This is a genomic window from Pseudomonas emilianonis (genome assembly GCF_023072625.1).
Lineage (GTDB): Bacteria > Pseudomonadota > Gammaproteobacteria > Pseudomonadales > Pseudomonadaceae > Aquipseudomonas > Aquipseudomonas paraveronii.
On sequence record NZ_JAKNRV010000064.1, the window covers coordinates 1 to 20,020 of the forward strand.

Genomic DNA, 20,020 nt, shown 5'->3' on the forward strand with positions numbered 1-20,020 from the left:
GCGTGCGGCGTCCTGGCGCATGTTTTCCACGGTGTGGGTGGCGCTGGCGACTTCGCCGATCAAGGCGCCGACGCTGCTTGATGCTTCGCCCACCACCACGCGGGAACGGTCGGCATGCTCATTGGCGCGCTGGGTGAAGGCGGCGGTTTGCGCGGCATTTTGCGCGACGGTGTCGGCGGTGGAGCTCATTTCGGTGATGGCGGTGACGGTCTGATCGGTCTCCGAGGCATGCCGCACCAGGATCTTGTTGGCTTGTGCCGAGGTCTGCTGCAATTGCTCCAGGCTCGTCGACATGGCGCCGGTGGCTTGGGTCACTTCACCGATCATGTTTTGCAGGTAAACGATAAATCGGTTCACCGAGTGGCCGATGGCGCCCAGTTCATCTTCGGCGCGGATGGTGATGCGTCGCGTCAGGTCGGCATCGCCGGTGGAGAGCGCGTCGATATTGGTTTTCAGTGTGTTCATGCGCTGCACCAGTTGGTGGATCGCATAGGCCGCCAGCAGCACCAGCAGCAACACCATGGGAATTTGCAGCAGGGCCAGGGAACCGAGCACATCGTCGCGCTGGGCGGTGATCAGCGAAGTGGGCAGGGCGGTGGCGAGGAACCACGGCGTGCCTTCGATGGGGCGCATATAGAAGGTGCTCGCCACGCCCTGGTTGTCGAACTCGCTGCGTTGTAGTTTCTGCTCGCGGTGGGCGAGGGCAGCGCTGACCTGGGCGGCGAATGCCGAGGTGCCGCTCAGTTCGCTGATGTTTTTCAATACCACCGGGCCGCTGATGCGCGTGCTGTTGCTGATGATCTTGCCGTCGCCTTCGACGATCAGCATTTGCCCGCCGATGTCTTTTTCCTTGCTCGCCACCAGGTCATTGAAGAAGCCCAGGGTCACGTCGATGGTGGCGACGCCATACGCCGCGCCGTCTCGCTGGATCGCCATGGCGCAGTTGGTGCGCGGTTCCTGGCTGGCGTCGTCCTTGTAGGCAGCGGCCCAGGCACATTGACCGCGCGGTGCGGCAAGGCCGCCTTTGTACCAGCTCTGGTCGTAGTAGTTGGGGGCAGGGTCACTGTTCCAGAAGGTGTTCACTGCCAGCTTGCCCGACGCATCGCGGTGCCAGAACGTGCTGTGCTTGTTGCGTCCGGGGGTGCGTTGGTTAGGCAGCGGCCAGATCCCTCCGCCGAATACTTTCAGCTCGCCGTATTGATCCACCAGGCCAGGCAGCACCTTGTCGATCGCATCGCTGTCGAGCAGGGGGATGGTCTGGGTGATGCTGCGTTGCTGGGCCTGAACCTTATTCAGCTCGCCCTGGATCTGTTCGGCCACTTCGGCGATACGGTTGAGCACCACCTGTTCTTCAGTATGCCGCAACGTGGGCGCGACCAACCGGCCGATGCCCACCACCGTCAACACAAATAGCACCAGGACGAACAGCACCAGAAACAGGGTGTAGCGGGCTTGAATGGAGCGCAATGAGGGCATGGGGGTCGTCCTTACGAAGCGTTTATTGTCGGCGCGGCTTTTTTAGAGCTTCGTAGGGATATCGGCTTGGGCGGGAGGAGCTTTAGGTACGGTGGTGCAAGAACGCCATTATTCTCGGACAGTGGGTAGCGAGGAGGTGCGTATCCCTCGCTACTCAGTCTACTGAGATACCGCTATTTATCGAGGCTTTGGCGGCTGGGGATTTAGACGCCGCGATCTTCAACCTGCCCATTACAGTATCTGGCAGGCGTGTGAGCGCTGTATTAGAGGCCGTCGCCCTGAACACTGGTCTCAAATAGGTAACTTTTCCTAAGCGGTTTACCCATTTCTTCGTTCAGGCCGTTTTCAGTGAAGGGTTTCGGATTGATCGCACTCGGTGGCGTAGCCGGGTCGTTATCGAAGTCAAACGGTTTCGCATTGTTGGGTAGGCCAACGACTTGGCGTTCAAGATTCGGGAGGACGTCCGACAGGCCGGATTCCAGACGTTCAGTAGTCCCGCCCCTCAGGAATGTGCCGGTGGCGCCATTGTAGGCATGTCCAATCTCGTGAAAGAGTGCGGTGACGGGAACCGCTGTATTGGTGCGGTCAGTACTTTCAATGGTCGATTGGGGGTCAAAATAGATTTCGGCGCGATTGGCGCGCGCGCCGGCAACGCCTTTTTTGATGAATCCCCGCTCAGATGGGTCAATAGTTTCTTCTGCCTGAGGCGACAGGTCGCCCAGCTCAGCTCTCTTATACTCGTATGAATTGTTGCCCGAGGAGCCTCGTTTTATGGTGACCTTAGCGCCGTTCTCCACTGCGAGCTGATCCATTTTTGCCAGGGTTTGCTGGCCTAGCGGCGAACTGCGCAGGAACTCGAAGTCGTCGGCGACCCGTTGTTTGAACCCCAGGTGTCCTTCTTCCACGGTGAAACCCTGCTCGCCAGCGTTGCTGGGTTTTACCTCGGTGAAAACCGAACCTCGGGTACGGTCGAAATGATCATTGGCGTTGGCGTAAATTAGGTCGTTGCGCTGATTATTCAAGAGGGTGTTGCGGCCTTTCCCTGTATAGAAAGTCGTGCGGTCGTGCCCTATAAGGAGGTCATTGCCATTGCCCCCATGTAATACCGTATGGCCGCTGCCTGAAACGAGTGCATCGTCGTCGTCGCCGCCGTCCAGATAACTCTGCTTGGTGGCGGGGCCGAAGCCGCCAATGAGAAGGTCCTTGCCCTTATTGCCATACATCACGGCATTGCCGCTTCCGCCGACGATGGTGTCGTCGTCTTCATTGCCCTCGGCATAACCGAGGCCGCTGCCCAACTGCAGGAAGTCCTTGCCGCGCCCGCCATAGAGTCTGCTTCGGCCACCGCCTGCCTGGATATAGTCGTTGCCGTCGCCGCCTTCAACATCCACACGAAGCTTGACGTCATCGTCGATGATTACGGTGTCATCACCGCCTTGGGCATCGATCCAGAGGTCCTGCGCCGGGCCTTGTTTTTCTTTGATGTCGAAAAAATAAGGTTTGTCGTTGATCAGGATTTGCAGCTTGTCACCGGGCCAACTGCGCACGTGGATACGGTCCGAATGGTGACCGCTTTCCACTAAAAGCCAATTGTTCGTAATCTTCGGTTTTTCGGGGTCCAATGTATTCCAGTCAATGAGTCGACTGATTTTCACGTCGCCGTCGGTGTGCAGGCGGTGCTTTCTGCGGTCAATGACGCCTGGCGTGAGATCGGACGGGGGGTCGTAGGGCGAGAAGGGCTTATCGTGGGCGTTAGGCAGTGGCGCGTTGGTGTATGTGGCTGGGGAATAACCGAGGGGGGCTAGCATAGGGGACCTTCACATTCAACGAGGTAAATACCTGATTACGTATCAGGGCTGCCCATTGCGTGGCAGATTGGTTGAAAGTGTTCCGTTGGATTGCGAGGGTCTTAGTGCGAAATGTTTCGTGCTGGCGGTGTCAGCGTGTTGGATGCTGAATATTTCGGCTCTGCGGCTATTTATTCAGCATGCCCATCACGTCTCCAGGCTTATTGGTTGATCAACTCCAGCGCGGCTTCGGTGTAACGCAGGCCAGCAGTTGCGCCCACCGGGAAGATCGACGCCAGCGCTGCCAGCTCGGCAGCACTCAGGGTGATGTCCAGTGCCGCCACATTCTCTTCCAGGTATTTGCGTTGCTTGGTGCCGGGGATAGGAATCAGGTAATCACCTTGCGCGAGTACCCAGGCCAACGCCAATTGCCCGGCCGTTACGCCTTTTTCCTGGGCCAGGGCTTGCACCTGGTCCACCAGCAGCAGGTTCTTCGCGAAGTTCTCGCCCTGGAATCGTGGGCTGGAGCGACGGTAGTCATCAGCGGCGAAATCCTCTGGGCTTTTCAAGGCGCCGGTGAGAAAACCGCGACCTAGCGGGCTGTACGGCACGAAGGCGATGCCCAGGCGCTGGCAGGCTGCCAGGCAGCCGTTGTCTTCCTGGTCACGGCTCCACAGCGAGTATTCGCTTTGCAAGGCGCTGATCGGGTGAACCTTGTGGGCCCGTTCCAGGCTGGCGACGGACACTTCGCTCAGGCCCAGGTAACGTACCTTGCCTTGCTTGACCAGTTCGGCCATGGCGCCGACGCTTTCTTCGATGGCCACCTGGGGGTCGATGCGGTGCTGGTAATAGAGGTCGAGGGTGTCCACGCCCAGGCGTTTCAAGGTGCCGTCAATGGCTTCGCGGATGTATTCAGGGCGACCATTCACCCCACGTGTCGCCGGGTTGGCCGGGTCGCGCACGAAGCCGAATTTGCTGGCCAGGAACACTTGCTCGCGCTTGCCGGCGATGGCTTTGCCGATCAGTGCCTCATTGGTGTGAGGGCCATACATGTCGGCGGTGTCGAGCAGGGTGACGCCCAGCTCCAGGGCGCGGTGCAGGGTCGCGATGGCTTCCTGGGTGTCGGTGCCGGTGGTGTAAAAGTCCGTCATGCCCATGCAGCCGAGGCCGATGGCGGAAACGTGAGGGCCGTTTTTACCGAGTTGTCGAGTGTACATCGGGTGCAGCTCCTTGGAGGGGAAAGGCCTGCATTGTTGTCCTCGACAACGCTGGGATAAACCGGCTAAAACCGCTATCACTATTATGAAAATCTAAATAATCCACGAGGAAGCCCGGCTTTGGACCGATTTAACGCCATGCGCGTGTTCACACGAATTGTCGAGTTGGGCGGGTTCGCCAAGGCCGCCGACAGCCTGCAACTGCCGCGTGCCTCGGTGACCATCTTGATCAAGCAACTGGAAGCGCACCTTGGCGTGCAGTTGTTGCAGCGCACCACGCGGCAAGTCAGCCCGACGCTGGATGGCGCCGCGTACTACCAGCGTTGCGTCAGCCTGCTGGCGGACCTTGAAGAGACCGAAGCGGTGTTCTCCAACACGCGGCGCAGCCCTCGTGGCACCTTGCGCATTGATATGCCGGCGGGGATCGGGCGCTTTCTGGTGATTCCCGCACTGCCGGAATTTACCGCGCGTTACCCGCAGATCAACCTGGAAATCGGCCTTAACGACCGCCCGGTGGACCTGATCCGCGAGGGCGTGGATTGTGTGCTGCGCGGTGGGCTGGCCCTTGATGAGTCACTGGTGGCACGGCCCCTGGCGATGATGGACCAGGTCACCTGCGCCAGCCCTGGGTATCTGCAACGTTTCGGCGTGCCCGGCGATCTCGACGCGCTGGCCGGCCACCAAGTGGTCGAGTACTTTTCCAGCGTCAGTGGCAAGCGCTACGGCCTGGAGTTCCAGGTGGGCGAGGAGATTCGTCGGGTGGACTTGCCCAAGCAGGTGGCAGTCAACAGCGCCGACGGTTACCTCGCTGCCTGCGAAGCTGGCTATGGGCTGGTGCAGGCGCCGTACTACCACGCCAGGCAGCAACTGGAAGCGGGCAGGTTGGTGGAAGTGTTGAGGGACATCCAGCCACCGCCATTGCCGCTGACGGCGTTGTACCCGCCACACCGCCAGTTGTCCCAGCGAGTACGGGTGTTTGTCGATTGGCTGGTGGAGTTGTGTGCCTGCTCTGACACTGGGTTGCAACGCAGGCCTTGATATCGATGGGCACATCGTTGCTCAGGGAAGCGGTCTCGCTCTCCGGCAGAAAAGCGAGGCCCAGAGGTGGTTAGCGGTGATAGTAACCGGGCCCGCCACCGTAGTAACGGTGGTCATGCCAGCCGCCTCCACCATGTGGGAAAATGATGCAGCCGCTCATGCTCAGGATGATCAACAATGGAATCAACAGTGTGATTCGACGGAACATTTCAAAGTCCTCTTGGGTGCACACAGGTTCAATCAGGCGACGGACAAGCCAAAGTTTTTCATCGCCTGTAACATGAGACCCTGCCGACCCGATTCCATCCCCGCAAACGGGTATGTGCTTGGCATGTTCGGCGATACAAAGTGGATACACTCTCAAGGCTCAGGAACCCGTCATGACCCAAAAGCAACGTTTGAAATACTCGATTCTGATTTCCCTGGTCGTACTGGGGACGATGTTTGGTCTGTCCTACCTGCAGAACACCGGGGTTATCAGCGAAAAAACGTTCCAGTACATCGCCATTGCGGTGGCGGTAACCGTGGTAGTGATCAATGGTGTGATGCGTCGCAAGGTCAAGCCTAACTTCTGATTCAAGTGCGTGAGTCAGGCGCGGCCTTCGAGTACTTTGGCAGCCTCTTCATGGAGGCTGTAGCTTTTATCGGCATTGAGGGTGATCACGCCTTCGCTGCACAGGCGCTTGAGCACCTCGCGCACGCTGAGAAACGACAACGGGATGCCCAGCTCCAGCAAATGACTGTGTACACCGCGTACCCCGAGGGTGCGCTGGTTGCCGGCGGCGGTGAGGAGGGCGTCGATGACTTTCAACCGGATCAGGCTGGTGCGCAAACCAAAACACTTGAGCAAATGGCGAATGCGCTGATTGCCGTGCTGTTCGGGTGCGTCACCAAACGCTTGAGCGCCACTGCCATAAGCGGCATCGGCGGTCGGTGAATGTCCGTCCTTGGGCAGTTGCGAGTTGTACATGCAAAAAACTCCTTATCAGAGCCTGATCAGGAAAATGATGGCGCTCTTACCTAAATAAGACGAACGAGCGATGCAAATAATGAAGTGCCGGATGTAGAAATTTTGTCGGTATCCGCTTTGTCACATCGCCGTCGCCTTAGATAACCGCCATTTCGCGCCTGAATGTGTATAACCCTCCCGCTGGGTACACCAACCCATCAGCAGATCACTCGCTGTACTGCGTACTTTTTCTTACCCGCGAAACCGCGCTATGCCAGCAAAGCCTCGGCTGAAGTGGTTATGCCGGGCCTTATGGCTTCTGTTTCCGTCACGCGGGCCAAAGTTCTCCTGCAAAAATCTGTAGGTCGCCGGTCAACTCATCCGAGGCGGTGAGGGTGCCTGAGGGGCCAGGTCGTGGGTCTGCCGAGCGAACGCCATAGGTGCCCCGTCCCGCTCTTTCATACACGGCGATACCGGTGCCGCCGGTCAGTTCGGAAAGCCCCGGAACATTCTGGGTGGTATTGACATGGTGGCGCCCCACCAGTGCAATCCACTTGTCGCCGCCTGCGTGTTGCTCAATGGTGCGGGTGGCGTAGTAGTTGAACTCTTCGAGTCGTTGTGTGGCTTGCTCAGGTGTCTTGATGGCGCCAAACAGGTGGCGTTCGTCGTTGTGCCGGGTCAAGTAAAAATGATCGAGCGGCACGATTTCGATCTGGTTATCTTCGAATTTCTTCAACAGTTCACCCAGGGTCGGGCGTTGGTTGGGGGGGGCGGTGTGCGAGCCCGATCCTGCCCATGCCATCATCTTTCCAGCGCATTATTTTGTCGTACACGAGGCCTTCGACGAATAGCTTTTTCACCTTGTTTTGAGCAAACAGATCGACGTTGTCATACAAGGTTCGCAAAGAGGCCAGGTTGTTGTGGGATTCTCCAAATACCAGGCCAGGCGCCGTGCTAAGCGCATCGGCAATGACACCGGGAGTTCTTTTTGGCGCGGTGATATTCGGGACAACGGGGCGGGGTGGCTGCCCGTCGGCGGCCATGCGCGTATAGAAATCGCGCATTTCCTGGGTGAATTTGTCACGGGTTGCCTGCTTTCGGCTGGGGGTGAAGTGACCCTCGCTGGGTCGGCCGCGGATACTGCTCACGTACTCGGTGTCGGGCAAATGGTCTGTTTTGCGCACGTGCTCCGCGTGCGGGCTCTACAGGTTGTCAGAATGTGTAACGGTGGCGATCAGCGCTGGGAGCGTCCTGGTGTGAGGCTAGCCACCATCGTGGCGTAGAAAAATGATGCAGTAGCTTTCACACTTAAATTATTCGCGGGTTTTTGCGTTCTTACGGTGGGGTCATTGCCCTGTGTGAGGCGGTTTAATCTGACGGTGGAGTCTGCGTGATTGGCAAACTCGGGCTCACCAGTACCTGCAAATCGTTACCTTCGATGACAACGGCCCCCAGGCCCAAAGCGTGCTGACATTCTCCCTGTCCAGCAACCCCGCATCGAAATATGCAAAGGACCAAACACGCGCATTCTCCGAGAAAAACCTCCGCCCGCTGCCCATCATCGAAGCGCAGATCAAGGCCGATCCGCAGTACCAATCGCAGGTCATCAAGGCGTAGGGCAAACACGCAAGCCCTTGATGCCAAGGCAGAATATTTTTTGAAATCAAGGGGTTGCAGGCAAAAGCAAATGAGTACATAATGGCGCCCATCGAACGCAATGAAGCAATAAAAACTTCAATGTATTCAATGAGTTAGAGTAGGGGCGCGCTTCACATAGCCCACTCAAGTTTGTATGCGGTGAGTGCCAGCAACCAGGGCATTGATCGTTTGAGGCCGAGTAGCAAAATGGTTATGCAGCGGATTGCAAATCCGCCTACGCCGGTTCGATTCCGACCTCGGCCTCCACTCTTAAGAACCCCGTAGATTAACGTCTACGGGGTTTTTTATTGTCTGCGGTTTGTTCATCGCTTCCGCAATTTTTCGGATCGCTTCCGCATCCCTACCTTTTTTCGGGAAATTTAAGACGCCGTTATCGGTATGCCTCTCCCCGATTGGACGTGGGATTGTGCTCGAGACTAAGGAGCCTGAGCGTCTACTAACGGCCGATTCTGTTGAAAAAGTCGGACGCGGTTCTCAGGGCAGAAAAGTAAGCGCATGAGATTGAAATCTTAAATGGCCGCACAGGCATTCGGACACAGATTTCACGTAGCCGCGCGAAAAACAGGCTCCTTCACCGCTCAGCTTCCGGGCAATCCGAGAGAGCCGACTTTTTCAACAGAATCGGCCAGAAGCAGGCACTCAAAACTATCTACAGAAAAGCGGGCCATTCACCCTTCAAGGCCTACAATAGGCACAATCGAAACATGATTGGGTAGAGGGACTACATGAAAGCTCTTTTTTTGGGTGCAGGCGCCTCCTATGAATGCGGTATGCCGCTTGTATGGGAGTTTACAAATGGGCTCAGAGCGATGCGGTTCAATGCAATACGGGACAGCTTACTGGTGTCGATTAGAAAGTGAGTTGATACGAAGCGGCTAGCCAGAGGTTGGGCATCTCACTCTTTGAGGTACCGTTGAGCATCAACGTAGCCTTTCCTGGCCCAATCAGTCCTTCGATACCCGCACCGGCCTTAACCCAGTCGTTGCGTACCTGTTCTCCTGGCAAACTGAAGTCAAATACACCAGTGACCTCGCCACTGACGCCAGAGGTGCGGTCTTCGAAGCGATGGACCGCTTCTAGGTTGCTCACGAAGTTGAAGCCTGCAAGGGGTAGGGGTGTTTGCGTATTGAAGCCGAGGCGGGCTTCGCTGTAGTCGTCGCTCTGGCCGTCGAATCTGGCCGGAAAGGTGCCGCTCTTCTCGGTGTAGCCGTCAATACGCGACTGGGTGTAACTCAGGTCGACATACGGACTAATGCCTGTTTCGTGCAGAGTGAGGGCGTCGACCCAGTCTAGACGAGCACGTACGCCCCAAGTGTTGGTGTTAGGGCTGCCTTTGGAGATTTCATTGCGACCCATGTTCATGTAGCCACGGCGGATGTCGCTTTCCCCCCAGTGACCGAAACCGCCCAGCGTTGCATAGATTCTCTCGGGCTCATAAACAGGCACGATGGCTTCGAGCATGAGGTATTGGCCATCCGCGTCGACACGCCCGTTGTCTGTAAGGTGCTGGCGTGCCCAAGTCTGGCCGAGCGTAGCATTAAGTTGGGCGAAGCCAAAGTTGTGGCCAATCCCAATTTCCGCCAAGCCGCTGGATCCTTCGCGACGCCCATGATCATCACGGCCCCAGTCGCCGCCGAACCAAACGGTATTCTTGCCGGGTTCGACTAGGCGAGACAGCGGACGGCTATGGGCACCATTCATAAGCATGTTGATATTGCTGGTGATCGAATTCACGCCAGCTGCAGTGGAGGCCAGGGAGGAGGCCACCGAGCCCAGAGTCAGTTGGACCTGCTGAATGACTTCGCTGCTGCCGGTGGCGTAGCTGTAGCTGCCCGTTTTTTGCGGGCAGCCTTGAGGACAATCAATAACTCTACCGCCGCTACCATAAGTAATGCTTACGTAGTTTCCACTCAAACCGTACGCGAACAGGACGAGCCCCGAATTTTGTGCTCGGTAATAGATCTCATTGAGTGAAAAAGCAAGGGACTGGTTTCCCCACCAAGGCTGGGACTCCAGCAAAGCGGAGGACGCGTTGTAGCTGGTGTTGACCGAAGTGATGGTATAGATCGAACCATTAAGGCTGCCAGTAACGACCGGGGCTGGGAGGGCCTGAACATTCGAGATTCCGCTTATTAGCGTGCTGATGAAAATGCTGGCTGACAGGATTTTTTTATTGGCGTGACGCATAGATCCCTCTCTTGTTTAGCGCCGCCAATGACCTATTGGGGGAGCAATTATGAAATCGACGCGTCTATTGTACTGTGATGTGGCCATTTGCGACTCACCTATATCTAACTCGTACTCTTTCCCTTCAGCTTGGCTCGCCCTATCTTGATGTGCCCGGTGTTCTCGCCAGTCGTCCACAAGACTCCCCGAACGTTTTCTCCAACTTCGGTCGCGCCTTACTTTTCAGCATGAAGCGTCAGCTCCATCAGGGCGGCATCTAGCCCGAGCTGATTTTGGTACATCCTCTCCAACAAGTCCGATAACCAATATTCGCCTGACATGGTGTCGACTCCTTCGAAAAAGAAAAAGCATAGTACCGGCAGCGCCCTTTGTGGGCGGTAATTGCTGCATGCTTAGAAATTGCTACAGAGCATTGTGGTTTCGAGGTTTTAGCCAGGCTGGCCGGGGGGCAGGCGAGGGACTACGCCCAATCCATCATCGGAAGGCGGGGGAGGCCGGATGTGCGAACCGCTAGCATGGTGCAAAAATGGGGCAAAAATGGGGCAAACCGTACGCCAATCTATGCCATCCAATGCCAATTATGCATTTATGCAATCATATGCGAACGGGCAGTAGGGCCAGCAACCACGGGCTTATCCGTTAAAACCGCCCCCATACCCCTACACAATCGGGGTGTGCCTCGATGGCGTCATAGCCTGCATCATTTCTTGAGCACCATGCATGATCCGGCAAAGGAATGAACGGCACCCAGCTCGTGTGTGTACCCGTAATACCTCTGCTTGGTCCAATCGATATAGAAAAAACCTGATCCGGAGTGAGCACGCAGTATCAGGACGCCGCTGCTGTCCGCCCATCCAGGATCAGAGTACAAAAAAACTTCGTGCTGAATGTTAACGAAGTCCTTTGAGTAAACAGTTTTCTCTTTGAGGTGGTAGAAATCCTGGCCCTTTCCGTATGAATAAAGAGCTTGATGTCCTTCCTGGGTTATTGTGACTTTTCCGCCGTACTCGAGCAAATGAGCCGCTGACCCCGGCAGGTCGAGTTTCTCAATGCCGGCGCGGTGATTTTCATCGGGCGTACAGAGTATCTGATCGGGAAGCGGTGGCGTTGCTGCGCTTCCACTGGTGGTGAAAGACAGGCAGGCGAAAAGTGTGGGGATGCACAGCTTCATTGCATTGTTCCTTAGTGAGAGTCCACACTCACGGTGGGTGTAGCCTCCGGTCCAAGCTTTTCCTGTGCCCCATCATAGAGTTCCCCGCCAGTACCGCGATTGACAACGTTGCACGGGAAAGGATGGAAAACCATTGTTAGTCTGCCTTCTTAATAATTTGTAAGTGTAAATTGTATTTGATTAAGTGCCTTGGCAGTTGCGAATTACCTTGTTAGTTCTTTCAAGATACGCAGATGTCAAATCATTATGAAAAGACGTAGTGGAGCCACTTTGGGTGTCACTTACATCAATAACCATAGCTGTTGATTCTCCAAATGCCACACCCTGAACAAGCCAAATAGAATACCCTCCCGAAATAGGGCGGGTATGGATTTTTGCATTTCTTGCCAAAGGCTCTCTAAAGATCTCTTCTGTGTCGAGCACTATGCATCCAGCAACAGCTTTAGCTTTGTTTGAACTACTTATTTCTATTGAAGGTGGTTTGGTTCTTAACATGTCCGGCGTTGAGCATCCGGCAAGAATTGCTAGGCCTGCTACTAATAAAAATCGTGATGTTTTCACTGTTACATCTCCATTTTGAGTTGCGGTGATTGTATTGCGCCATCACTGAATATGCACAATATCTTAAACTGCGCCTGCCATAACAATCACCGAAATCGACACCGGCTTTTTTGCCTCTGGCAATACCTGACCTAAAAACGAATGGAATAACACCCCATGGAAGGCAACAACACCCAAAACGAATACCGCAAGCCCAATAACCTGGCCGGTCTCGGACGGCGTTTGGGCGGTCAGTGCATCGACTCGCTGATGACCTTCTTTCTGTTATTCGCGGTAGGGCGCACGGCTGAGGTTTTTGGTTTTCCGTCTGACGTGGCAGGGGTTCTGGCTGTGGGCGCCGCTGCGACGTACTACCTGTTTTCCAACGCTCTGCCCAACGCTCAAAGCTTGGGTAAAAAGCTGCTGGGGATGTCGGTGATCGATGAGCGCAGTTACCTTGGCTGCAATCTATTCCAATCGTTTATGCGCAATATCACGACGCCCTTTCTGAGTGTTCTGGACTGGATTTTTATTTTCTTTGGTTCACGCAAGCGTCTAGGCGACATGCTCGCATCCACGGTAGTGATCCGATCCAGGTAATCAGTCTATAGCGGCGAGGTATTTGTAGCCTTTACAACACAATCGATACCATCAAGTTACACGATAAGCGTGACGCACTTCATTTTGAACGGTCTTATCCATCGAGCATTAAAGCTTGTGGATAGAGAGTCTTGTGATGAAGTTGAACAACCTAACTAAGGCGGCACTGATTGTCGCGTTGTTATCGTCCCTGTCGGGCTGCTGGATATTCATGCCACCGGGCGGTGGTGGCGGCGGTGGTGGTGGCCACGGTCAGGGCGGCGGCCATGGCGGCCCAGGCGGTCCCGGCCCGCGTTAAGTAACGGCTTATCAGGGCAAGCCACGCTATTCATCTTGATGAGGCGTGGCTTGCTTTTTTTTGCCTGGCTTAAATCACGGGCAAAGAAAAGCCCGCGATGGGGAGTGCGGGCTAAAAGGTGTTTCTCTAGGAGCTGAAACAACATTAGACGCTCATCTGTGAAAGCCTTGTGAAAGGGCAGACTCAATGTATCTCGATGTATTTTAGGTCGATCTGCCCAGACGGATAAGGTATCTGTCACAGACATGTACCCCCGTTTGCATGCCGCTCCATCTTCATGTCCACCCGCCTGCTGTCAGCCTTTGTGCTGTTGGAGAGGGGCTGCGCTGACGTCAGACGGGCGAGATGGTCGCCAGCAGACCGATACCGATGGTCAGCACCAAAAAGCCAAACAGGAAAATTGCCATCTTGGTCATAAGGCCTCCGAAGGGAAGGGGGCGGCAGGAACATTCCTGCCGCGCTCGACAAGGGTGTCGGGAGTGGCCCTATTGTCCGCCTCGTTGAAATTTCGATACAGGCGCAGATAGTAAAGAAAAAACCGTATCAGATGCCTGCGCAAGGCTTTGGCCTGGGGGGTTGGCGAGGGCCGGGTTTATCAAGATCAGCGTGTGAGCCAGGCCTTGAGGGTATGGCGCGCTACCTGAGACAGCCGCTGCATTTCCCCCTAAGATGGCGCCCACAGCCTCAACAATAAGAGAGGGCCAACCCTCGATGGAAAGACGTCAATTCAGCGGCGGCATGAAAGGCAAGAACCTGCGCTACCTCAATGAAACACCCGGCCAGCCGGCGTCGGCCACCCGCGTCGGCTTCCTGCTGCTCGAACACTTCTCCCTGCCGGCCTTCACCCAGACCCTCGACACCCTGGTCACCGCCAATCTCCTGCGCCCCGAGCTGTTCGCATCGCGCACGTTTGGCTGGGGTGACGGCGAAGTCATCAGCGACCTGGGCCTGGTGATCCGCCCCGATGCACGCCTCGACGTGGCGGCATTGCAAACGCTGGAATTGCTGGTGATCTGCGGCGGCTTTCGCACCGAGCTGAAGGCCAGCGACGACTTCATCCACCTGCTGCGCTGTGCCGCTGAGCAGGGCGTCAGCCTTGCCGGCTTGTGGAACGGCGCCTGGTTTTTAGGTCGCGCCGGCCTGTTGCAGGACTACCGCTGCGCCATCCACCCCGAACATCGTCCGGCACTGGCGGAGGTGTCCAAGGCTGCCCACGTCACCAGCGAGCCGTATGTCATCGACCGCGACCGCCTGACCGCATCCAGCCCGTCCGGGGCGTTCCACATGGCGTTGGATTGGATCAAGGGCCTGCACGACAAGGCGTTGGTCGAAGGCATCGAGGATATCCTGGCCTTCGAGGAGTCCCGCTACCGGCGGATCAAACCGACGGAAAACGTCAGCGTCAGCGCGCCGTTACGCGAGGTGGTGAAACTGATGGACGCCAACCTCGAAGAGCCTCTGGAACTCGACCAGCTCGCCGTCTATGCCGGCCGCTCCCGCCGTCAGCTCGAACGGCTGTTCAAGGAACAACTGGGCACCACGCCGCAGCGCTATTACATGGAACTGCGGGTGACGGAGGCTCGTCGGTTGTTGCAACACACCGAGTTGTCGCAGGTGGAGGTGCTGGTGGCGTGCGGGTTTGTTTCGCCGAGTCATTTCAGCAAGTGTTATAGCGCGTATTTTGGCTACAGGCCGTCGAAGGAAAAGAGGTTGGTCAAGTAGCGCGAGTGAAGCGTATCGATGAGATCTGTGTCGCCAGGTAGGCATTTGCAGGCGCAACTGAAGTGCTGGCCAGTACCAGCAGATCGAGCACGTCTTCCGCCAATTGCAGGGTGCCGCATAAGGTACGCACCTTCGCGTCCGCAGCCTCGGCGGCGGTGAGGCTCACGGATTGGCGCTGGAGTTTGCTGGCGACTGCATTGATGTCGGTAAAGCCGCGAACCTCTGAATCAGCGCCGCCGCTCGGACACGTCAGCCGCCCGCGAACGATGCCCATGCGCTGCGTGCTGTCGCCTTGCACGCTCAATACCAAAGACATTCCATCGCCCGCGACCCAACTGCCCGTCAGCGCGTTTTCAACGGGTAACAGCGTTGATGGCGACGGGGGCTCAAGGCGTGGTTGTTTCTCTACCCGCCGATAGACCAATTTGTCGACATAGGTTCCCGGGCCGGTAAGTTCAGGGAACCCGCTGGTTGCGACCAGCAGGTGGGACAACGTCAGCACTTCGCCGGTAGCCGTCACACTGAACTGCCCGCTCAAACCAGAAGTCCAGTTCCAGCTGGGGTCACAGGGCTCGGCGCCAAGATCACGCCAGTTAATGGCCAACGCGATGGGTTGGTTTTTTTCACGGTTAGGGGCCGCGCCCAAGGAAAAGCCGCTCACCGAATACTTGCCCGTTGAGCCTGTCGAAGAGTGATAGGTGCCATAGATGTGCTGTCCCGAGACCGCCAGATTCATGACTGAGCCGTAGTCGTTCTTCCAGGTGCCGGCGACCGATACGGTTTCAATCGAAGGGCCCGGGAGGGCGAGTTTTCCATTGGAGATTGAACGCGCTTCAGGTGTGAAATATTTCGATGACGATCGCGTGATGATCTGCGGACCATCAGCACGATTGAACAGCCACATGCCTACGGGTGCTAACGAATAGACCTCATGACTGCATTTCACGACTTGATACTCGTACACCGTGTAGCAGTACTCCATCACCAGCGACCCCACCAGCACAAGGTCAGCCAGGCCCAATGGAGCGAATTGAGGCAAACGCTCGCCTTTTTGCGGGCCTTCTTCGATCAGGCAGTTGTAGAGGTTGGCGCCCAAGGTGATCTCACCGTCGGCAAACCCCAGCACGATGTCGGGTTCTCCTCCCTGCGCAATACGCGCCAGGGTTCGGCGCATTAAACCGTCATCCCCTTTGAACTGCGAAGAGCCTGAGTCGAGCGCGAACTTGAGGTTACTGGCCATTAGCTCTGAGCCGACCGAGTAGGACTTCAGGTCGGCCGACCAGATGTATTCCACACCGGCTAAGGTGCTGTACACCGACCATGCCAAAAATAGGTGCGGGCCCTGGGTTTTCGTGGGGTCCACACCGCCCATTTGGCAAGTGCCGTTGCGGGCTTGGTTATCCCAATCAAATGCGACGAAGGGATGGGCGGGAGACAGTTGGCCGTCACGCATTAATGCCTGGAGTAAAAAGGAGCTGCGCCCCTCGACGTAAGCGCTGCTGCAAGGTAAACCCAGGCCGCCGTCCCAATCGAGTTGCTTGAATTGTTCGCCGTCGTAGGCGGTGGCTAGCAGCAGTTGCGTCTCCAGTGGCGTAACGCAAGGCATTGTCAAAACGTCCGAGGCGGACTCCACCTGCATGGTGCCCCAGGGGCCAAAGCTGTAAGGCCGCTGCAGGCAATCGGTAAAGGCAAAGGTGCTGGAAGACTGGGCGTCAAAGCGGCCACCGGCAGAATGCACGCACTGGTTGGCCGGACAAAATGCCGAGGTGATCCAGTTCATGTTGGTGCCTGAATCGATTGCGAACTTGAGCGGTTGGCCAGGGGTGCCGAGTTTAAGCGTGCAATACCAAGGCGAAGCACCGTTGTTCTGATAAGGCCCGCGCTGCATGGGGAAAACCAGGCGGTTTTCCAAGTGTTTATTGCTCATGGGAACTCCGTTTCCATTCGGATTGATAGGCGCCCGACCCGTGTCGGGCGCTTGAATGCGCCTGGCAATATTCAGCCTGATCGCCTTGGCGACCACTGCCAGCGGCGAACCCTTCACGTTGTCGGATTCGACGCTGAACTCAGGCGGTTTCAGCGCAACGCCTCGCCTTCGGTTTCCGGCATGAACGCGGCAAGAATGACCGTGACCAAAAGAAAAGCATTGATGATGCTGGTCGTCTGGTTGAACGAAGTGCCGTAGGCGATCAGCGCGCCGATCAGCGATGGTGCCAGTACGTTCGCCACACGCTGGGCGAAAATCGCCCAGCCGTAACCCACAGTTCGTAACGAGGTGGGATACAGCTCACCGATCCATGCCCCCCACACCCCCCATGCGCCGAGGCTGAAGAACGCCAACGCGAAATTGCTCAGGTAGAGCATTTCCAGGCTGTGGGCATTGGCAAAACCATAACCCGCCAGCACCGATGCGCTGATAAACGTCACGATGACTTTTTTGCGCCCAAAGCGCCCCGTCAGATACGACGCGGCCATATAGCCCGGGATCATGCACAACGCCGACAGCGCGATAAAACCGTAGCTCTGCGGCAAGCTCAGGCCGCGCTGCTGCAGCAAGGTGGGTAGCCAGGTTTGCAAACCCCAGTAACCCCAAGAGAAGGTAAAGTTGACCGTGATTTGCAGCAGGCTGACCTTCAGCAGAGCGCGGCTGAAGAGGTCACGCTGGCGACCCGAAGCACTGCGATCAACCTGCAGTTCGCAGTGCTCGGGTATGCGCACCGCCCCTTGGCTCAATACGGCAATCGCCGCTCTGGCCTCCTGTTGCCTGCCGGTGGAGGCTAGCCAATAAGGCGACTCCGGTACCCAGCGTGCCACGGCGATCGCCCACAACCCACCGAGCGAACTCAAGACGATGATCGCGCGCCAGCCTTGCGGCAGTAACCACACCGTGGCGCCCAACGCCAGCAGCATTCCAATGGGCCAACCGGAAGCGAGATAAACCGTCAGCGAGCCGCGCTGGCGCACCGGCAACAGTTCCTGGTAATGCGCGAAGGTCACCACCATCATGCCCACGGCGGCAACCCCGGACAGCAATCGCAGGGCATACAGAGTCGAGTAATCGGGTGCAAACGCACTGGCCAGGGAGATGACGCCATAAGCGCCCAGGCTCCAGATAATCGCGCGTTTACGGCCAATGCGTTCTGCAACTTTGCCCCAGGCCAGCGCACCCAGCAGCATGCCGATGAACATCGCGCCGATCAGGTGGCCCACGCCAAGGGCGTCCAGGCCAAACTCGGCGGCAATTAGCGGCGCGGTGTAGACAATGATCATCATCTCCCAGGCTTCAATCGCAAAGACAAAGAACAGCACCAGGCAACACTGCAGGTGAGTACGGGTCAGGGGGAATTCTCGGAAGACGTCGCCCACGTTGCAGGTGTGCGAATCCGGCGCAGGTTCCGGGTGATCGGTGTGTAGCGTGGAGGAAATATCACTCATGGTGGCGTTCCTTTTGCAATTCAGGCTCTGACGCGGTTGCCAATTGGCGCGGGGTCGCGGAACAAACCAAACCGTTCGATTTCAGCTTCCGGTGGCGGCTCGCAGCTACCGACTCGACTCGGACGCCAGCCAAACCGGCGTTTCATACCCGCCATCGCTTCGGCCACCTTGAATGCCGCGACCACCGGATCTATCACCGGCACACCGACTTCGCGCTGCACCTCCTCGAAAAAACCGAATTCAATGGTGCAGCCGAGGATCACGGCTTCAGCGCCGTCTTCTTCGACTGCGCGGTGGGCTTGCTCGATGATCTTGCGACGGGTCAACGCGTGATCGCGCTGGAACTCGTCGACGCCCATGCCCAACGGGCGCAGCGAAGCCAATCGCGCGCCGGCGCCATAGCCCTGTACGCGCGCGCGCATCTGCTCTATCCATTTGGTGCGCCCGACGATGATCGAAAAGCGATTGGCCAGCTGTTCCACCACCTGCAGGCTCGCCTGGCAGGGCGCGACAACCAGGGTTTCACCGGATATTTCCCGCGCGTCTTCCAGTGCCGGATCGTAAAAGCAACCCAGCACTAACGCGTCCACGCCTGTCCGGGCGCAATCGCGGGCGATGTGTACGCTGCGTTCATACGTAAGGGCCTCGTAGGCGCGGTATTCCAGGTGCGTCGGGCTGGGCGTCATGTCGAACGACACCACCTCCACCTGAGTGGAAGGCTGCTTGATGCTGTGCAACAGCTCAGCGATGGGCGCGTCAAAGGTCGGGCAGCCGATCGGGTTGAGCCAGCGCACGGTCACTGCAATGTCTTGCGGTGCGATGTTGAAGGTTGAACTGTCCACACGGTATTCCTCGATAGGTGTGTTGAATGGCACTAGAAGAACTTCACCAGGGCCATGGTCAAACTATTGGAATAGGGCAGGTTGTCGCTGTGGTAGTAGTCAAAGTTCAGGTTGGCCGACAGGTAGAGCCCCTGTTTGCTGAAACCGGTGTAGGTCATCGCCGGGCCGATCTTGCCTTCGCGGGATTCCTTGAAGTCGGACGCTGAGCGATTGTTGATGTGGTAGGAGTGATGGACGCCGAGCCACACATCGTCGGTGACCAGGTAGGCGGCGGCGATGTCGGCCAGCCAGAAGCTGACGCCGCCACGCAGGCGTGTCGGGTCGCCGCTGCCGAGATCGGTGGCGTGACGATTGCGCGCGGCATAGTGGATGCCGGCCGGCGTAAAGGTGGCGGCAAAACGACCCACGCGCAGGTAGTTGGCGACGCTGAAGCTCGCGCCATAGCGGTTGGCAAACGCGCCGTAACCGGTGCCTTCATCGTTGCCGTTGGGAAACTCCAGGGAGAGCGTCGGATTGACCCAGAAGGTGGTGAAATCATCGGAACCATAGGCGCTCTTGGGCTCCACCACGTTGTAGTAATAGGCCAGGCCGAGGTTCGGCGACGCGACGCCCCACGCCCCGTTGTTGCGAGCGCTGTTGTCATTGTTGTAGCCCGTATCGGCGCCGACCCAAAACTGCAATTGGTCGCGCTGCGTCCCGGTAAAGCCAGTTTCCGAAAAGTACGCCAGGACGGTGTTGCTGCCCGCACGCACGCTGCCTTTTGTCGTGCGGCTGAACACGGGAAACGATTCCAGGGCCCACTGTCCGGGTACGCCCGGTTGGGCGAAGCCAATGAACTGTTCGCCTTGTGCCGGAGGCGTAATCCCCAAAACCAAGGCAAGTGCGGGCCCTACCCATAAGCGAGATGAGTGTTGCAGTTTCATGTGGGTGCTCTCTTTTTGTTGTTGTTCTTGAAGGCCGAGCAGCAGGCGGGGCGCGGGAGGCGCCCAGAATTCACGTCACCAGGCCGTATACCGACTGGGCGGTCGCCGCATCGACGTAGCCGTTCTTCAGATCGTCGCGCACCGCGTCCGGATCTCGTTGGCTGGCGGGGCCATAC

General features: G+C 57.3%; 20 protein-coding genes, 1 tRNA gene and 1 pseudogene. 7 read left to right on the top strand and 15 right to left on the bottom strand.

Translation table 11 applies throughout. The annotated features are described in order from the left end of the window. From L9Z73_RS09670 to L9Z73_RS09680, 3 genes are all read right to left on the bottom strand, one after another. Positions 1-1,476, bottom strand: a 1,476-nt coding sequence (locus L9Z73_RS09670) for a methyl-accepting chemotaxis protein (RefSeq protein ID WP_247399396.1), incomplete at its 3' end; no start/stop codon positions are given. A 263-nt stretch (positions 1,477-1,739) separates the two neighbouring features. Further along, a complete protein-coding gene (locus tag L9Z73_RS09675; protein WP_247399399.1) occupies positions 1,740-3,284 on the bottom strand; it encodes a M91 family zinc metallopeptidase in 1,545 nt (514 codons plus the stop codon). Positions 3,285-3,484: 200 nt separating this feature from the next. Continuing rightward, positions 3,485-4,480: an aldo/keto reductase gene (locus L9Z73_RS09680; RefSeq protein WP_247399403.1), complete on the bottom strand. Its 996-nt coding sequence runs from the start codon at positions 4,478-4,480 to the stop codon at positions 3,485-3,487. A 120-nt stretch (positions 4,481-4,600) separates the two neighbouring features. Between L9Z73_RS09680 and L9Z73_RS09685 the strand changes: the two genes are divergently transcribed. Next, positions 4,601-5,518, top strand: a complete 918-nt coding sequence (locus tag L9Z73_RS09685; protein ID WP_247399406.1) for a LysR family transcriptional regulator — start codon at positions 4,601-4,603, stop codon at positions 5,516-5,518. Between the two features lie 70 nt (positions 5,519-5,588). On the opposite strand, the gene L9Z73_RS09690 is transcribed toward L9Z73_RS09685, so the two are convergent. Next, a complete protein-coding gene (locus tag L9Z73_RS09690) occupies positions 5,589-5,726 on the bottom strand; it encodes a hypothetical protein (protein WP_247399408.1) in 138 nt (45 codons plus the stop codon). 172 nt (positions 5,727-5,898) lie between these two features. On the opposite strand from L9Z73_RS09690, the gene L9Z73_RS09695 reads away from it, so the two are divergent. After that, entirely contained in the window at positions 5,899-6,093 is a 195-nt protein-coding gene (locus L9Z73_RS09695; RefSeq protein ID WP_017846379.1) for a hypothetical protein, read from the top strand. Between the two features lie 14 nt (positions 6,094-6,107). Here L9Z73_RS09695 and L9Z73_RS09700 read toward each other — a convergent pair whose 3' ends face one another. From L9Z73_RS09700 to L9Z73_RS09710, 3 genes are all read right to left on the bottom strand, one after another. Continuing rightward, positions 6,108-6,488: a fe2+ zn2+ uptake regulation protein gene (locus tag L9Z73_RS09700; protein ID WP_247399411.1), complete on the bottom strand. Its 381-nt coding sequence runs from the start codon at positions 6,486-6,488 to the stop codon at positions 6,108-6,110. A 307-nt stretch (positions 6,489-6,795) separates the two neighbouring features. Further along, on the bottom strand, positions 6,796-7,203 hold the full coding sequence (locus L9Z73_RS09705) for a hypothetical protein (RefSeq protein ID WP_247399414.1): 408 nt from the start codon (positions 7,201-7,203) through the stop codon (positions 6,796-6,798). A 4-nt stretch (positions 7,204-7,207) separates the two neighbouring features. Next, the gene (locus tag L9Z73_RS09710) at positions 7,208-7,651 is read right to left on the bottom strand and encodes a hypothetical protein (RefSeq protein WP_247399416.1); all 444 of its coding nucleotides are present in this window, start codon (positions 7,649-7,651) and stop codon (positions 7,208-7,210) included. A 202-nt stretch (positions 7,652-7,853) separates the two neighbouring features. Here L9Z73_RS09710 and L9Z73_RS09715 point away from each other — a divergent pair, with 202 nt between their 5' ends. Both L9Z73_RS09715 and L9Z73_RS09720 read left to right on the top strand, forming a co-directional pair. Further along, positions 7,854-8,084, top strand: a complete 231-nt coding sequence (locus L9Z73_RS09715) for a penicillin acylase family protein (protein ID WP_282598574.1) — start codon at positions 7,854-7,856, stop codon at positions 8,082-8,084. 214 nt (positions 8,085-8,298) lie between these two features. Beyond that, a tRNA-Cys gene (locus tag L9Z73_RS09720) sits at positions 8,299-8,372 on the top strand. A 603-nt stretch (positions 8,373-8,975) separates the two neighbouring features. Here the strand turns inward: L9Z73_RS09720 and L9Z73_RS09725 are convergent. The 4 genes and pseudogenes from L9Z73_RS09725 to L9Z73_RS09740 form a co-directional block, all read right to left on the bottom strand. Continuing rightward, positions 8,976-10,313, bottom strand: coding sequence for an autotransporter outer membrane beta-barrel domain-containing protein (locus L9Z73_RS09725; protein ID WP_247399419.1), 1,338 nt, complete (start codon positions 10,311-10,313; stop codon positions 8,976-8,978). Positions 10,314-10,417: 104 nt separating this feature from the next. Beyond that, positions 10,418-10,633, bottom strand: a pseudogene (locus tag L9Z73_RS09730) (hypothetical protein). A 380-nt stretch (positions 10,634-11,013) separates the two neighbouring features. Beyond that, the gene (locus L9Z73_RS09735; protein WP_247399422.1) at positions 11,014-11,484 is read right to left on the bottom strand and encodes a hypothetical protein; all 471 of its coding nucleotides are present in this window, start codon (positions 11,482-11,484) and stop codon (positions 11,014-11,016) included. Positions 11,485-11,664: 180 nt separating this feature from the next. Next, positions 11,665-12,045: a hypothetical protein gene (locus tag L9Z73_RS09740; protein WP_247399425.1), complete on the bottom strand. Its 381-nt coding sequence runs from the start codon at positions 12,043-12,045 to the stop codon at positions 11,665-11,667. Between the two features lie 156 nt (positions 12,046-12,201). Between L9Z73_RS09740 and L9Z73_RS09745 the strand changes: the two genes are divergently transcribed. The 3 genes from L9Z73_RS09745 to L9Z73_RS09755 all read left to right on the top strand — a co-directional run bounded on the left by L9Z73_RS09745 (position 12,202) and on the right by L9Z73_RS09755 (position 14,644). After that, positions 12,202-12,624, top strand: coding sequence for an RDD family protein (locus L9Z73_RS09745; RefSeq protein WP_247399428.1), 423 nt, complete (start codon positions 12,202-12,204; stop codon positions 12,622-12,624). A 142-nt stretch (positions 12,625-12,766) separates the two neighbouring features. After that, the gene (locus L9Z73_RS09750) at positions 12,767-12,922 is read left to right on the top strand and encodes a hypothetical protein (RefSeq protein WP_247399441.1); all 156 of its coding nucleotides are present in this window, start codon (positions 12,767-12,769) and stop codon (positions 12,920-12,922) included. A 738-nt stretch (positions 12,923-13,660) separates the two neighbouring features. Then, positions 13,661-14,644: a GlxA family transcriptional regulator gene (locus tag L9Z73_RS09755; RefSeq protein ID WP_247399440.1), complete on the top strand. Its 984-nt coding sequence runs from the start codon at positions 13,661-13,663 to the stop codon at positions 14,642-14,644. Here the strand turns inward: L9Z73_RS09755 and L9Z73_RS09760 are convergent. The 4 genes from L9Z73_RS09760 to L9Z73_RS09775 all read right to left on the bottom strand — a co-directional run bounded on the left by L9Z73_RS09760 (position 14,637) and on the right by L9Z73_RS09775 (position 19,844). Next, a complete protein-coding gene (locus L9Z73_RS09760) occupies positions 14,637-16,571 on the bottom strand; it encodes an avidin/streptavidin family protein (RefSeq protein WP_247399430.1) in 1,935 nt (644 codons plus the stop codon). The two genes, L9Z73_RS09755 and L9Z73_RS09760, sit on opposite strands and share 8 nt — an antisense overlap. Positions 16,572-16,720: 149 nt before the next feature. After that, the gene (locus L9Z73_RS09765; protein WP_247399433.1) at positions 16,721-18,079 is read right to left on the bottom strand and encodes an MFS transporter; all 1,359 of its coding nucleotides are present in this window, start codon (positions 18,077-18,079) and stop codon (positions 16,721-16,723) included. A gap of 20 nt (positions 18,080-18,099) precedes the next feature. Further along, a complete protein-coding gene (locus L9Z73_RS09770; protein WP_247399436.1) occupies positions 18,100-18,921 on the bottom strand; it encodes an aspartate/glutamate racemase family protein in 822 nt (273 codons plus the stop codon). A 32-nt stretch (positions 18,922-18,953) separates the two neighbouring features. Further along, positions 18,954-19,844, bottom strand: coding sequence for a hypothetical protein (locus L9Z73_RS09775; protein ID WP_247399439.1), 891 nt, complete (start codon positions 19,842-19,844; stop codon positions 18,954-18,956). Positions 19,845-20,020: the final 176 nt, after the last annotated feature.

Bases quoted from the DNA above. Each gene is read 5' to 3' on its own strand.
- L9Z73_RS09675 (WP_247399399.1), bottom strand. From the start codon at position 3,284: ATGCTAGCCCCCCTCGGTTATTCCCCAGCCACATACACCAACGCGCCA.
- L9Z73_RS09680 (WP_247399403.1), bottom strand. From the start codon at position 4,480: ATGTACACTCGACAACTCGGTAAAAACGGCCCTCACGTTTCCGCCATC.
- L9Z73_RS09690 (WP_247399408.1), bottom strand. From the start codon at position 5,726: ATGTTCCGTCGAATCACACTGTTGATTCCATTGTTGATCATCCTGAGC.
- L9Z73_RS09695 (WP_017846379.1), top strand. From the start codon at position 5,899: ATGACCCAAAAGCAACGTTTGAAATACTCGATTCTGATTTCCCTGGTC.
- L9Z73_RS09700 (WP_247399411.1), bottom strand. From the start codon at position 6,488: ATGTACAACTCGCAACTGCCCAAGGACGGACATTCACCGACCGCCGAT.
- L9Z73_RS09725 (WP_247399419.1), bottom strand. From the start codon at position 10,313: ATGCGTCACGCCAATAAAAAAATCCTGTCAGCCAGCATTTTCATCAGC.
- L9Z73_RS09735 (WP_247399422.1), bottom strand. From the start codon at position 11,484: ATGAAGCTGTGCATCCCCACACTTTTCGCCTGCCTGTCTTTCACCACC.
- L9Z73_RS09745 (WP_247399428.1), top strand. From the start codon at position 12,202: ATGGAAGGCAACAACACCCAAAACGAATACCGCAAGCCCAATAACCTG.
- L9Z73_RS09755 (WP_247399440.1), top strand. From the start codon at position 13,661: ATGAAAGGCAAGAACCTGCGCTACCTCAATGAAACACCCGGCCAGCCG.
- L9Z73_RS09760 (WP_247399430.1), bottom strand. From the start codon at position 16,571: ATGAGCAATAAACACTTGGAAAACCGCCTGGTTTTCCCCATGCAGCGC.
- L9Z73_RS09765 (WP_247399433.1), bottom strand. From the start codon at position 18,079: ATGAGTGATATTTCCTCCACGCTACACACCGATCACCCGGAACCTGCG.
- L9Z73_RS09775 (WP_247399439.1), bottom strand. From the start codon at position 19,844: ATGAAACTGCAACACTCATCTCGCTTATGGGTAGGGCCCGCACTTGCC.